The organism is Mesorhizobium silamurunense (assembly GCF_014843905.1).
Classification (GTDB): Bacteria; Pseudomonadota; Alphaproteobacteria; order Rhizobiales; family Rhizobiaceae; genus Mesorhizobium; species Mesorhizobium silamurunense.
Genome location: NZ_LPVS01000090.1, coordinates 121,176 through 133,994, shown reverse-complemented (window position 1 = coordinate 133,994; position 12,819 = coordinate 121,176). Strand labels below are relative to the sequence as shown.

Genomic DNA, 12,819 nt, shown 5'->3' with positions numbered 1-12,819 from the left:
GAGCCAGGCCCAATGACGTCGTTGACGCTGACGCGCCCGCAAAAGGCCGCCGCCATACTGGTGGCGATGGGCAAGCCTTCGGCCAGCCGGCTGCTCAAGTTCTTCAAGCAGGAGGAGCTGAAGGCGCTGATCGAGGGTGCCCGCCTGCTGCGCACCATTCCGCAAAGCGATCTGGAGCGCATCGTCGCCGAGTTCGAGGCCGAGTTCACGGAAGGCGTCGGCCTGCTCGACTCCGCTGACAGGATGGACACGATCCTCAACGAGTCGCTCTCGCCCGAGGAAATGAGCGCCATCATGGGCGACAAGAAATTCGAGCCGGCGCCGGAAGGGCCGCCGCCGATCTGGCCGGATCTCGAAAAGCTCGAGCCTGCGCGTCTCGGCACCTTCCTCGCCGGCGAGCACCCGCAGACGTCCGCCATGGTGCTGTCGAAGCTTGCGCCGCAGACTGCCGCCAACGTGCTGCTGACGATGGAAAAGCCGATACGCAGCCAGATCATCAGGCGCATGGTGACGATGGCCAATATTCCGGACGCGGCAACAAGGATCGTCGAGAACCAGCTACGCGTCAGTGTGCTTTCACAAAAAGCGACCAGGGACACGTCGGCCGGCCAGGAGCGCGTCGCCAGCGTGCTCAACGAAATGGCCAAGCCCGAGCTCGACGAGCTCATGCAGGATCTGGAAGAAGCCGGCACACCGGACCTTGCCGGCGTCAAGTCGCGGCTGTTCGCCTTCGACGATCTGCCGCTGCTTACCCAGAAGGCGCGCGTGCTTCTGTTCGACGGGCTGTCGACCGAGCTCGTCACGCTGGCGTTGCGCGGCGCGCAGGCGGAGCTTACCGAATCCGTGCTGTCGGCGATCGGCGCACGCTCGCGCCGCATGATCGAATCCGAGCTCGGACAGGGGTCGGAAGGCATCGCGCTGGCCGACATCATGGCGGCGCGCAAGACGATCGCCGTGGCGACCATCCGTCTTTCGCGGCAGGGAGCGTTCGAGCTTCCCTCGACGCAGACCGCCGCCGAAGCCGCCTGACGATAACGATCCGGTCAGGGCACCATGGCTGAGGCGGTCGACAAGGATTCCAAAACCGAGGAAGCCACAGAAAAGAAGATCCGCGACACGATCGAACAGGGCAAGCTGCCCCATTCGCGCGAGACGGCGATCTTTGCTTCCTTCCTTGCCATACTGGTGTTCACCGTCTTCTACGCCAAGGACGCCATCGTCAATCTCGGCATGTTCCTCGCGATGTTCCTGGAAAAGCCGGAAGCCTGGCCGATGGAGACCGAGACCGACGTCATCGAGCTCTACAAGACCGTCCTGTTCGAAATCGGCCGCGCCGTCGTCAGCCTGCTGGTGCTGCTGGTGGTCGCCGGCGTCGGCGCCTCGGTGTTCCAGAACATACCGCAATTCGTCGGCGAGCGGATCAGGCCGCAACTGTCGCGCATTTCGATCGCCAAGGGCTGGAGCCGCCTGTTCGGAGTGCAGGGCTTTGTCGAATTCGCCAAGTCGCTGGCCAAGCTTGCCTTCGCCATCGCCGTGCTCGCCTTCACGCTGTCGGAAGATCACCGCCGGCTGCTCGCCGGCATGATCACCAATCCGGTGTCGTTCGGCATGGTCATCCGCAGCATCTTCGTCGACATATTGACGGCGATAGTCTTCGTCATGGGGCTGATCGCTGTCGCCGACATCGTCTGGTCGCGCTTTCACTGGCGGCGCGACCTGCGCATGACCAAGCAGGAAGTGAAGGACGAGATGAAGCAGTCCGAAGGCGATCCGATCGTGAAGTCGCGCCTGCGCTCGCTGGCGCGCGACCGGGCGCGGCGGCGCATGATGACGGCGGTGCCGCGCGCGACGCTCATCATCGCCAATCCGACGCACTACTCCATCGCGCTGAAATATGTCCGCGACGAGGACTCAGCTCCGCTGGTGCTCGCCAAGGGCCAGGATCTGGTGGCGCTGAAGATCCGCGAGATCGCCAGGGAGCACAACATCCCGATCTTCGAGGACGTGGCGCTTGCCCGCTCCATGTACAAGCAAGTTTCGGTTGATAGCGTGATCCCGTCGCAATTCTACCAGGCCGTCGCCGAGCTGGTGCGGATCGTCTACTCGAAGAAGGCCGAGCGAAAAGTAACCCAATGAACGGACGCTGCTTGTAATCCATGAACCGGCAACCACACGCCAATTCACGCGAGCAGGTCGTCGCCAGCGCCATCCAGGAGGTGGTAGGCGAGCTGCGGCTCATCGAGGTCGCCGACTACATCGCCTTCATCCGGCTTGAGCATTTCGCCTGCCTGTCGGACCTGGTGGACTCGGCCGCGGAACTCTACTTCCAGCCCGGCACGCTCAGGCTCGGCCACGGCGGCGAAGCGCATGTCGACTGGAGCGGCAGCCCGCGCATCGTGCTAGATCTCGAGCTTCGGCCGCGCGGCGTCACCGTCTATTTCCAGCTGACGCTGACCGGGCACGGGTCGTCCGTGGTCGTCAACTACGTGTCGTTCGAGAAGCCTGGCGAGACGCCGGAGCACAACACCGCCCTGCTCGAGGACGCGATCGATGAGGCGCGCATCCGCAGGAACGAGCCGCTCGCTTATCCTTGACGATAATTTGGGGCGTTTTGACGCTTGACCTGAGCGGCTATTCGATCAGGCCAAGCCGCAGCGCCTTGGCTACCGCCTGATTGCGGTTGACGGCGTTGAGCTTCTGCGTCGACTGGGTGAGATACTGGTTGGCGGTGTGCACCGACAGTTTCAGGAGTTTTGCGATCTCTTCGCTGGTGTTGCCGTTGGCGGTCAGCTTCAGGCATTCGAGCTCGCGCTTGGAGATGGCGCGCGTCCTGCCGGTTTCGCCTGGACGGATGCGGGCGACCGCCGCGAACAGCGCAAAGCAGCGCGCGTGGATTTCACAGAGCGTGTCATCCGACAGCGTGATATCCGGTCCCAGGAAGACCACCAGCCCGCACTGACCGCGATCGGCATGTACCGGAAAGGCGATGCCGTTGGTGCCGGGCGCGAGCGGCGCGGTCGGCTCGGACCATGTCAGGGTCTCCAGCGTCCGCCGCGAGCCGGCCATATCGTTATCGGCCCACCAGCGCGGCGTCGTCGAGATGCGGCTGTGGCGCACCATCTCCTCGCCGCTGGCGCCCGAGATGAACTTGGTCGCGACGGCGGTCGACGGATAGTCGGAATCGAAGCAGGCGACCAGGCGCGCGCGCTCCAGCGAAGGGCTGACGAAGAACAGCCCGAAGCCGGAAGCGTTGATGTCGACGGCGATCCAGCGGCATCGGCGCACGGCGTCCGGAATGGTCACCGCGTTATGCGTCTCCGATCCGAGCGAGAAGGCGCCGAACGGATTGCGCTGGTCGTTGAAAAGGGCGGCCGCGGCTTCTCTGATCTGTGCGTGCTTCAAATGATGCCGCTCCTGATCGCGGTCGCAATCGCCATCGCGCGGTTGCTGGCCGCGAATTTCTGGATGGCATGCGTGATGTAGCTGTTGACGGTGTTCGACGAGACGCCAAGGATAAGGGCCACCTCGTCTGTGGTCTTGCCTTCCGACACCCAGAACAGGCATTCGCGCTCGCGGTCCGACAGCGGGTCCTGCATGGAAGCCGCGGCGATCAGTTGCGGGATGCTGGACAGCGCGTAGCAGCATTTGAGCTGCGCCTTCATCAGGGCGGTGAGATCGATTTTGCCGGGCTCGGCGGCGGAAAACAGCACGAAAAGGCGCTGGCGGCCGACGTTGAGCCTGAGCGAATAGATTTCGGCATGGCCGAGCACATCGAGCAGCCGCGCTTCCTCGCCGTTCAGCAGCGCGCCGGCATCGGGCGCGTGGGCCGCGACCAACGGCTTGGGACGCACACCGGGTGCCGTCGTCAACGGTCCCAGAGCAAGATTGGCGATCAGCCTTTTGCCGATCAGCTCGATGGCGTCGAAAATCCAGTTCGACGACACGATGCGCGCGTCGTTGCGATCCTGGTCGTGCACGATGGCGACCAGCATGTAGCTGTCGGCGCCGATATCGGCGGCAAGCTGCATGAAGAAGCTGGTGAGATCGCCGCGGGACGCCAGGCGCGAGCCTGAAGCATCGGATTGAAGAAGCGCGGCGGGACTGCTCATCTTGATATTCTGGCCGGAATCGATCCCTGTGCCCGATGCTGGCAAAAGCCAACGGCCGGACCCGAAACGCGTCACGTTCACGAAGACACACTCGAGGGCGCGCACAGCGCCCAACCGAGCCGAATCCTTTCAGGGAACGCGAAGCCGTCCGCGTCTGGTGCCGGCCGGATGCCGGAACTTGAGACTTTGGGTGGTCGCCGCGCCCCCCATGGACCGGCTGATTCGGGTCTAATCTACTCGCAGATGAATCCGACATCAAACGCGATTTGACAAATTCGAATCCGATGGACTCGCGTTGCGACTCAGCGGCCGGTCTTCGCGTTACTTGGCGGTGATTTCAGAGTTGAATTGAGCCGATGATTTCCCGGCGAGGCCGCAAAAAATTCGCCCCCGGTTGCAGCCGGGGGCGCATCTCCTTTCGACCGGATATGGTTCAGCGATCCTCGAATCCGGTCAGCACGCCGACGGCGTTGATGCCGATCTCTTCCACGGCGTAGCCGCCTTCCATGATGAACAGCGTCGGCAGGCCGAGCTTGGCGATGCGGCGGCCGATCTTGGGATAATCTTCGCTCTTCAGCTTGAACTGGCTGATCGGATCCTTCTCGAACGTGTCGACGCCGAGCGAGAGCACGACGACGTCAGGGGCGTAGGCGGCAAGCCTGGCGCAGGCGTCCTCCAGCGAGGCGTTCCAGCCGTCCCACCTGGTGCCGAATGGCATCGGATAGTTGATGTTGAAGCCTTCGCCCTCGCCTTCGCCAACCTCGTCGGCATGACCGAGGAAGAAGGGGTATTCGACCATCGGATCGCCATGAAGGTTGAGCACCTGGACGTCGCCGCGGCGATAGAAGATCTCCTGGGTGCCGTTGCCGTGGTGGTAGTCGACATCGAGGATGGAGACACGGCTTGCGCCCTGATCGCGGAACCATTGCGCGACGACGGCGGCGTTGTTGATGAAGCAATAGCCGCCCATGAAGGCGGCGCCCGCGTGATGGCCGGGCGGCCGGCAGAGCGCGAAGGCGGTCCGCTCGCCGCCCTTGACCAGCGCGGCCGCGGTCAGCGCGACGTCGTAGGACGACTTGATCGCTTTCCATGTGCCTTCGACAAAGGTGGCGCCGGCATCGAAGGAATAATAGCCGAGCAGGGCGTCGATGCGCTTCGGCGGCACGTCGCCTCGCAACCCGCGCGTCGGCCAGGTGAAGCCCATGGCCGAGCCCTTGAAGCCGGCGGCGACCCATTCCGGCCACACGGTCGGCAGGAAATCGATGTAGTGCGCTTCATGCACGCGCTTGGCGGTGGCAAGGTCGTGTTCGACCGGCCCGATGATCGGTCCAAGCTTCTCGCTCTCCACTCGCGCCTTGATGAATTCGGCCCGCGACGGCTTCTCGAAACCGGGCACGATTGCCGACGTGACCAGTTCCATCTGCCCGGTATGACCGGCGTGGAGAGGAGAAAAAACTGTCTTCATTTTGGGAGTTGGCTCGCTCTTCGGGTTTCGGTTCGATGGACCTCAAACAGCTTTGTGACAGAGAGTTTCAGCGTCGCCAAGAGGCACGGCAAATTGTTCGCTCGGGCCAGCACGGGACGGCTTGCCAGACGCCAATACTCTGCTAGCCTAAGCGCAAATGGGAGAAAATGATGCCGCAAACGGCCGATCTGATCGTCGAGAACGCCAGCATTTTGACGATGGATCCCGATACTCCCACCGCTCAGGCCATCGCCATCAAGGGCGATCAGATAATTGCGATCGCAGATCGCGATAGCGTTTGCGATTACAAAGGCCCCGCCACCCGCGTCGTCGATGCCCAGGGCGGCTCCGTCCTGCCCGGCTTCATCGAAGCGCATATGCATCTGTTCGGCGGGGCGGCCGAGCTCGACAATCTGCACCTAGCCGGCGTGCACGGTTTCGACGCGCTGCGCGACGCGATCCAGGGGTTCGCGGCGAAATGTCCGAACGCGAGGCTGCTGATCGGCGCCGGCGTCGACTATGCGATCCTGCCCGAGCCGGTGACGCGTCATCATCTCGATCGCATCATCCCCGACCGGCCCTTCGCCATGTCGGCCTCCGACCACCACACGATGTGGGCGAACACCAAGGCGCTCGAAGAGGCCGGTCTGCTCAATGGCAAGCAGGTGGGACCGGGCAACGAAGTCGTCATGGGCGCGGACGGGCTTGCCGCCGGCGAGCTGCGCGAGGGCGAAGCATTCGGCCCGATCCTCGAGCGTTTCGGCGCAAACCGAACCCGGCTCGGCCTGACGGGCGAGGAGCCGGATCCCTATCCGTCAGCCGAAGAATTGGCCGCCGACCGCGACCTCATGCATCGCGGGCTCGAGTGGTGCGCCAAGCACGTGGCCGCCGACCGCGACCTCATGCATCGCGGGCTCGAGTGGTGCGCCAAGCACGGCATCACCTCGATCCAGAACATGGATGGCAACCTCTACCAGCTCGAGCTGCTCGCCGGCCTGGAGAATGAGGGGCGCTTGCTGTGCCGCACCAAGATCCCGTTCCACTTCAAGAATTTCATGACGCTGGACACGCTCGAAAAAGCCTCGCGCATGGCCGCGAGTTATAATTCCGAGTGGCTGTCGTCCGGCATGGTCAAGGTCTTCTATGACGGCGTGCTGGATTCCTGGACCGCGGTGATGGTCGATGACTATGCCGACCGTCCAGGATGGCGCGGCGAGCCGCTGTTTTCGCCCGAGCATTTCGCCGAAGTGGCGGTCGAGGCCGACAGGCGCGGTCTGCAGATCGCCGTGCATTCGATCGGCGACGGCGCGGTGCGCGCCGTGCTCGACGGTTACCAGGCGGCGCTGAAGAAGAATGGTAGGCGCGACAGCCGGCATCGCATCGAGCATATCGAGGTGACCACGCCGTCCGACGTGCCGAGGTTTGCCGAGCTAGGGGTGCTCGCGTCGATGCAGCCGCCGCATCCGCCGGGCGCCATGAATTTCCCGCTGGAGCCGACGATCTCGCGCATCGGCCGCGACAAGTGGCCGCTGAGCTATGCCTGGCGCACTTTGAAGAACGCCGGCGCGCGCGTCGTCTTCGCCTCCGATTGGCCGGTTTCGCCAGTTGACCCGATCCTGGGCATCCAGGCGGCGGTGATGCGCAAACCTTGGGCAGAAGGCCTGCCGGACCAGAGCTTCTCGCTCCATGAATCGATTGCTGGCTATACGGTCGAGGGGGCCTACGCCGAATTCATGGAACATCGCAAGGGTCGCCTGAAGCCCGGATACCTCGCCGATATCGTCGTTTTGTCGGCCGACATTGAGGCGACGGCGCCGGAAGCGCTGCACACCGTGCGGCCGGTGACCACGATTTGCGGCGGAAAGGTCACTTACCAAGCCTAAGGATGGCCGGGCCCGAGGTGTGGCATGGGTATTGCTTTTAAAAGTCGAGTTACAGCTCCGCAGTTGCCAAGCCGACCGGCTTATGGTGACAATCGAACAGGAACACACCTGCCGCCAAGAGCAGGCTCTCTCAATGGGGTAATCGTGCCGGAACAACCGGGTAAGAACGCGATCGAAGTTCGCGGTGTACGCAAAGTATTTGGAACCGGTGAAAACCAGGTAGCCGCTCTCGACACGGTGTCGGTGTCGATCCGGGAAAACGAGTTTTTTACCTTGCTCGGCCCGTCCGGATGCGGAAAGACGACGCTGCTGAGATTGATTGCCGGGTTCGATTTCCCAAGCGCCGGCGAGATCCTGCTGCACGGCCAGGACATCGCGCCGCTGCCGCCCTTCAAACGCCCGGTCAACACCGTCTTCCAGAGCTACGCACTCTTCCCGCACATGACGGTGGCGCAGAATATCGGTTTCGGGCTGGAGATGCTCGGCAAGCCCAAAGGCGAAATCGAGGCGCGCGTCGCCCAGATGCTCAAGCTGGTCAAGATGGAGGCGCTCAAGGCGCGCCGCACCAGCCAGATTTCCGGCGGCCAGCAGCAGCGCGTGGCGCTGGCCCGGGCTCTCGCGCCGCAGCCAAAGGTGCTTTTGCTCGACGAGCCGCTCTCGGCGCTCGACTACAAGCTACGCAAGGAAATGCAGATCGAGCTGAAGCGGCTGCAGCACGAGACCGGCATCACCTTTATCTTCGTCACCCACGACCAGGAAGAAGCGCTGACCATGTCCGACCGCATCGCGGTCATGTCGGCTGGCAAGATCCTGCAGGTCGGCTCGCCGCGCGACATCTACGACCGTCCGGCCGAGCGTTTCGTCGCCGACTTCATCGGCGAGACGAATTTCCTGGCCGGCACGGTGGTGTCGAAGAAGCCCGGCGTGGCGACGGTCAAATTCGCGAGCAACGCGACGATCACCGCTGGTTATCCGGAGGGCTTCCATCCATCTGGCGACGTCACGCTGGTGGTGCGTCCCGAGCACGCCGATCTGGTGCCCGACCCGGCCAAAGGCACGATCACCGGCACACTCTCCAACATCGTCTATTTCGGCACCGACACGCATTATCACGTGAAGCTCGACGGCGGTGACGAAAACTTCATCGTGCGCCACCAGAACAGCCGTTCGAACCCGGTCATTTACGAGACGGGCGCTAAGGTCGGCATCCAGTTCGAGGAGGACGCCGCGCGCGTCCTGAAAGACTGATGACGACAGCCACGCTCTCCCCAGCCACGCTTTCCAAGGCCGCGTTCTTCGAAGCCCAGGCGGTGAAAGCCGGCGCGCGGCGCAACCGGCTGCTGTCGCTGCCGGCGCTGATCATCATCGGCATTTTCGGCGTGCTGCCGCTTCTCATCATCTGCGTCTATTCGTTCCTCGTTGCTGCGCCCTATGGCGGCGTGCAGTGGCAGTTCTCGACGGACGCCTATCTGAACTTCCTGTTCCAGCGCGACATTTTCGACGACACGCTGCAGTTCACGCCGGACTTCCTGATCATCTATCTGCGCTCGTTCCTGTTCGCGGTGGTGACGACGGTCATCTGCCTGCTGCTCGGCTTCCCGACCGCTTATTTCATGGCCACCCGGCCGCCGGCGCAGCGCAACTGGTGGGTGCTTTTGATCACCATTCCGTTCTGGTCGAACCTTCTCGTGCGCACGCTGGCGATCATGTTCATCATCCGCGACGAGGGCCTGATCAACAACGCGCTGCTGGCGCTCGGGGTGATCGATAAGCCGATCACCATGCTCTACACCAATTTCGCCATCCAGCTCGGCCTGCTCTACGCCTTCCTGCCGTTCATGGTGCTGCCGCTCTATTCCAGCCTGGAGAAGCTCGACTTCCGGCTGATTGAAGCGGCCTACGACCTCTACGCGACGCGCCGACAGGTGCTGTGGCGGGTGATCATTCCGCTGTCCAAGCCAGGCATCATCGCCGGCTGCCTGCTCGTCTTCATCCCGGCGCTCGGCGCCTATGTGACGCCGCTGATTCTGGGCGGTGGCGTCCACCTGATGATCGGCGACCTCATCGCGCAGCAGTTCGGGTCCGGTCGCAACTGGCCGCTCGGCTGTGCTCAGGCGCTGATCCTGATGGCCGCGGTGCTGGTGGCGCTCTTCTTCTACGTCCGCAACACGTCGGGGAAGGTGCAGCATGGCTGAGCCCCGCACCATCGATATCAAGGACCAGCCGGGCTTCCGCTCCATTGCCATCATCTGCCTTCTGGTGCTCTACGTGCCGGTGCTGATCCTGATGATCTTCTCGCTGAACAGCGGCTCGCTGGTCACGCATTGGGAAGGCGTCACGCTCGGCTGGTACGGCAGCGCGCTGCTCAACGAGGAATTCCACAACGCGGCACGCAACACGCTGATCATCTCGGTCAGCGCCACGATCATCTCGACCATCTGCGCCACGCTTGCCGCGATCGGCATGACCAGGGTGAAACCGTGGCGCGGGTTGGCCGCGGCTTTCATGGTCATCAACCTGCCGCTGATGGTGCCGGAGATCATCACAGCGGTGGCGACGCTTTCCTTCTTCGCGCTGATCGCCGGCACGTTCGGACTGAATTTCGGCATCGGCAACCTGATCCTCGCCCACACCGTGTTCTGCATTCCCTTCGCCTATATGCCGATCCGGGCGCGGCTGGAGGACATGGATCTGACGCTGGAATATGCCGCGGCCGACCTCTATGCGACTCCGTGGAACGCCTTCAAGCGCATCACGCTGCCCTTGCTGGTTCCCGGCATCATGTCGGGGGCGGCACTCGCCTTCATCGTCTCCTTCGACGATTTCACCATCACCCAGCTCGTCGCCGGCCCCGGCCAGACGACGCTGCCTCTCTACATCTGGAACCAGATCCGGCGGCCGATGACGCCGGAGATCAACGCCATCTCCACCATCCTGCTTCTGGTGTCGATCCTGTTCGTGTCGGTCTCGTTCCTGATCGCGCGCCGGCGCGCCAAATAATTCAAGAGCTCCAACACAAAACAATGGGAAGGCAAGGAGAACATAAAATGTCTGGAAAACTGATGGCGGCCGTTTCCGCGGCCGTGCTTTTATGGGCCGTGCCGGCGCTCGCCGACGGCGAACTGCATATCTACAACTGGGGCGACTACACCAACCCCAAGCTGATCGAGAAGTTCGAGAAGCAGTACAACGTCAAGGTGACGCTGGACGACTATGATTCCAACGAAACCATGCTCTCCAAGGTGCGCGCTGGCAATTCCGGCTACGACATCGTGGTGCCGTCGGACTACACCGTGAAGATCATGCTCGAGGAGGGCCTGCTCGAAAAGACCGAGCCCAACGCGATGCCGAACGGCAAGAACATCGATCCGCGCTTCGTCGATATCTATTGGGACAAGGGTCGCCACTACACCGCGCCGTGGCAGTTCGGCACGACGACTTTCTCCGTGAACACGGACAAGTTCAAGGGCGACATCGATACGCTGGCGATCCTGTTCGATCCGCCGAACGAGTTGAAAGGCCAGATCAACGTGCTCGACGACGTCAACACCGTCATGCACGCTGCCGAGCGCTATGCCGGCGTGCCGCGCTGCGGCGCCGACAAGGCCAGTCTGAAGAAGGTCAACGACACACTGATGGCCGCCAAGCCGTCATGGAAGACCTTCAGCTACGACACCATCACCAAGATCACCTCCGGCGATGTGATCGTGACCGAACAGTGGAATGGTGCGGCCTATCGCTCGCGCCAGAAGATCCCGGCGATCAAATATGCCTATCCGAAGGAAGGCATCGAAGGCTGGATGGACAATGTCGCGGTGCTGAAGGGCGCCAAGAATCTCGAGAACGCCAAGCTCTTCCAGGACTTCGTCATGGCGCCTGAGAACGCGGCGCTGATCTCCGAGTTCGCCGGCTACGACAACGGCATCGCCGGCAGCCACAAGTTCCTGCCGCCGGAGTTCGCCAACTCGCCGGAGATCAACCCGCCGGCAGGGGCGCCGGCAGCGGAATTCGTCCCACCATGCCCGCCCGAAGTGGTGGAGATCTACAACAAGATCTGGACCAACCTGCGCAAGTAATTCCGCAGGAACGCATGAAAGGAGGGGAGGCTCCGGCCTCCCTTTCTTATGTGCAGGGAGGATTTGATGACGTCTTACCGCAACTCCGATCCGCGGCCTCCGATCATGCAGGGTTCGCCACCGGTCATGGCGCTGCCGAAGCTCGACTGGGATCGGCCACCGTGGAACCGCTGGGCTTTCCAGCACGTCCGCGAGTTTTTGCCGACCGTCGAGGTCTGGCGCGGCCATGGCCATCGCCGCCGCCTCGAGCGCGCCAACGTCGATCTCGATGGCCTGGCGGTGGCGGATAGCGAGGGCCGGCCGACGACGCTCGCCGGCCTGCTTGACGAGACCTATGCCGACGGCTTCCTGGTGCTCAAGGACGGCAAGGTCGCCTATGAGCGCTATTTCAATGGCATGGACGAGCGCACGCTGCATCTGTCGCAGTCGATGGCGAAGTCGGTCACCGGCTCGGTGTGCGGCATACTGGTCGGGCGCGGCCTGATCGACCCGGCCAGGCTGGTGACGGATTATCTTCCGGAGCTCGGCGAGACCGCCTGGGCCGGGGCCACCGTGCAGCACGTGCTCGACATGACGACGGGCGTGCGCTTCTCCGAAGAGTACACCGATCGCTATTCCGAAATCGGCCAGGTCGATGTCGCCACCGGCTGGAAGCCGATCCCGCCGGGCAGCGATCCCGACTTCCAATGGCCGTCGCATCTGTTCGAGCTGATCCTGCGGTTGAAGGACAAGGTGCGCGAGCATGGCGCGGCCTTCGAATACCGCTCGATCGAAACCGACGTGCTTGCCTTCATCATGGAGCGGGTGAGCGGCAAGCGCCTGGCGGAGCTCATCTCGGAAGAGCTCTGGCAAAAGCTCGGTGCCGACGAGAGCGCCTGCTTCACGATCGACAGCGCCGGCTATGCGCTGGCCGACGGCGGGTTCAACGCGACGCTGCGCGACTATGGCCGCTTCGGCCAGCTGATCCTCGACGGCGGCGGCGGCGTGATCCCGGCCGACTGGATCGAAGCGACGCGTACCGGCAAGCACGGACCGAATTTCAGCCCGAGCATTCCCGACGGCAGCTACCGCAACCAGTTCTGGATCGAGGATTCGCGCTCGCGCTCGCTGATGTGCCGCGGCGTGTTCGGCCAGATGATCCATATCAGCTGGGAGCACAGGATGGTCGTGGTGAAGCTTTCGACCTATCCGGATTTCCTGAACTCCGCCTATTCGGTGGCGACACTGAAGGCCGTGCACGCCATAGCTGCCGCGCTTCGCTGACCGGCAGACACAGAAAACCGGGA

At 63.0% G+C, this 12,819-nt stretch carries 12 protein-coding genes; 9 read left to right on the top strand and 3 right to left on the bottom strand.

The window, feature by feature from the left end:
• Window positions 1–12: 12 nt before the first annotated feature.
• From AU465_RS26965 to AU465_RS26955, 3 genes are read left to right on the top strand one after another with little or no spacing between them, the layout of a single operon-like run.
• On the top strand, window positions 13–1,029 hold the full coding sequence (locus tag AU465_RS26965; protein ID WP_192254949.1) for a flagellar motor switch protein FliG: 1,017 nt from the start codon (window positions 13–15) through the stop codon (window positions 1,027–1,029).
• Window positions 1,030–1,053: 24 nt separating this feature from the next.
• Complete coding sequence (gene flhB / locus AU465_RS26960; RefSeq protein ID WP_192254947.1) at window positions 1,054–2,136, top strand: flagellar biosynthesis protein FlhB; 1,083 nt, start codon at window positions 1,054–1,056, stop codon at window positions 2,134–2,136.
• 20 nt (window positions 2,137–2,156) lie between these two features.
• Window positions 2,157–2,594 (top strand): BspJ family T4SS effector nucleomodulin, encoded by a 438-nt coding sequence (locus AU465_RS26955; protein ID WP_192254945.1) that lies wholly within the window; start codon window positions 2,157–2,159, stop codon window positions 2,592–2,594.
• A 37-nt stretch (window positions 2,595–2,631) separates the two neighbouring features.
• Here the strand turns inward: AU465_RS26955 and AU465_RS26950 are convergent, their stop codons facing one another.
• The 3 genes from AU465_RS26950 to AU465_RS26940 all read right to left on the bottom strand — a co-directional run bounded on the left by AU465_RS26950 (window position 2,632) and on the right by AU465_RS26940 (window position 5,574).
• On the bottom strand, window positions 2,632–3,402 hold the full coding sequence (locus AU465_RS26950; protein WP_192254943.1) for a helix-turn-helix transcriptional regulator: 771 nt from the start codon (window positions 3,400–3,402) through the stop codon (window positions 2,632–2,634).
• Window positions 3,399–4,109 (bottom strand): helix-turn-helix transcriptional regulator, encoded by a 711-nt coding sequence (locus AU465_RS26945; protein WP_192254941.1) that lies wholly within the window; start codon window positions 4,107–4,109, stop codon window positions 3,399–3,401. Before AU465_RS26945 ends, AU465_RS26950 begins: the two co-directional genes overlap by 4 nt.
• Before the next feature lie 433 nt (window positions 4,110–4,542).
• A complete protein-coding gene (locus AU465_RS26940) occupies window positions 4,543–5,574 on the bottom strand; it encodes a histone deacetylase family protein (protein WP_192254939.1) in 1,032 nt (343 codons plus the stop codon).
• 170 nt (window positions 5,575–5,744) lie between these two features.
• On the opposite strand from AU465_RS26940, the gene AU465_RS26935 reads away from it, so the two are divergent.
• From AU465_RS26935 to AU465_RS26910, 6 genes are all read left to right on the top strand, one after another.
• The gene (locus tag AU465_RS26935) at window positions 5,745–7,457 is read left to right on the top strand and encodes an amidohydrolase (protein WP_192254937.1); all 1,713 of its coding nucleotides are present in this window, start codon (window positions 5,745–5,747) and stop codon (window positions 7,455–7,457) included.
• A 144-nt stretch (window positions 7,458–7,601) separates the two neighbouring features.
• Window positions 7,602–8,705, top strand: a complete 1,104-nt coding sequence (locus AU465_RS26930) for an ABC transporter ATP-binding protein (RefSeq protein WP_192254935.1) — start codon at window positions 7,602–7,604, stop codon at window positions 8,703–8,705.
• Window positions 8,705–9,652, top strand: coding sequence for an ABC transporter permease (locus AU465_RS26925; protein WP_246506451.1), 948 nt, complete (start codon window positions 8,705–8,707; stop codon window positions 9,650–9,652). The genes AU465_RS26930 and AU465_RS26925 overlap by 1 nt, the downstream gene beginning before the upstream one ends.
• Window positions 9,645–10,457, top strand: coding sequence for an ABC transporter permease (locus AU465_RS26920; protein WP_192254933.1), 813 nt, complete (start codon window positions 9,645–9,647; stop codon window positions 10,455–10,457). Before AU465_RS26925 ends, AU465_RS26920 begins: the two co-directional genes overlap by 8 nt.
• Window positions 10,458–10,504: 47 nt before the next feature.
• Window positions 10,505–11,533: an extracellular solute-binding protein gene (locus AU465_RS26915; protein WP_192254931.1), complete on the top strand. Its 1,029-nt coding sequence runs from the start codon at window positions 10,505–10,507 to the stop codon at window positions 11,531–11,533.
• A gap of 66 nt (window positions 11,534–11,599) precedes the next feature.
• Window positions 11,600–12,796, top strand: coding sequence for a serine hydrolase domain-containing protein (locus AU465_RS26910; protein ID WP_192254929.1), 1,197 nt, complete (start codon window positions 11,600–11,602; stop codon window positions 12,794–12,796).
• Window positions 12,797–12,819 lie beyond the last annotated feature (23 nt).

Bases quoted from the DNA above. Each gene is read 5' to 3' on its own strand.
- AU465_RS26940 (WP_192254939.1), bottom strand. From the start codon at position 5,574: ATGAAGACAGTTTTTTCTCCTCTCCACGCCGGTCATACCGGGCAGATG.
- AU465_RS26910 (WP_192254929.1), top strand. From the start codon at position 11,600: ATGACGTCTTACCGCAACTCCGATCCGCGGCCTCCGATCATGCAGGGT.
- AU465_RS26965 (WP_192254949.1), top strand. From the start codon at position 13: ATGACGTCGTTGACGCTGACGCGCCCGCAAAAGGCCGCCGCCATACTG.
- AU465_RS26955 (WP_192254945.1), top strand. From the start codon at position 2,157: ATGAACCGGCAACCACACGCCAATTCACGCGAGCAGGTCGTCGCCAGC.
- AU465_RS26915 (WP_192254931.1), top strand. From the start codon at position 10,505: ATGTCTGGAAAACTGATGGCGGCCGTTTCCGCGGCCGTGCTTTTATGG.
- AU465_RS26925 (WP_246506451.1), top strand. From the start codon at position 8,705: ATGACGACAGCCACGCTCTCCCCAGCCACGCTTTCCAAGGCCGCGTTC.
- AU465_RS26920 (WP_192254933.1), top strand. From the start codon at position 9,645: ATGGCTGAGCCCCGCACCATCGATATCAAGGACCAGCCGGGCTTCCGC.
- AU465_RS26935 (WP_192254937.1), top strand. From the start codon at position 5,745: ATGCCGCAAACGGCCGATCTGATCGTCGAGAACGCCAGCATTTTGACG.
- flhB (WP_192254947.1), top strand. From the start codon at position 1,054: ATGGCTGAGGCGGTCGACAAGGATTCCAAAACCGAGGAAGCCACAGAA.
- AU465_RS26945 (WP_192254941.1), bottom strand. From the start codon at position 4,109: ATGAGCAGTCCCGCCGCGCTTCTTCAATCCGATGCTTCAGGCTCGCGC.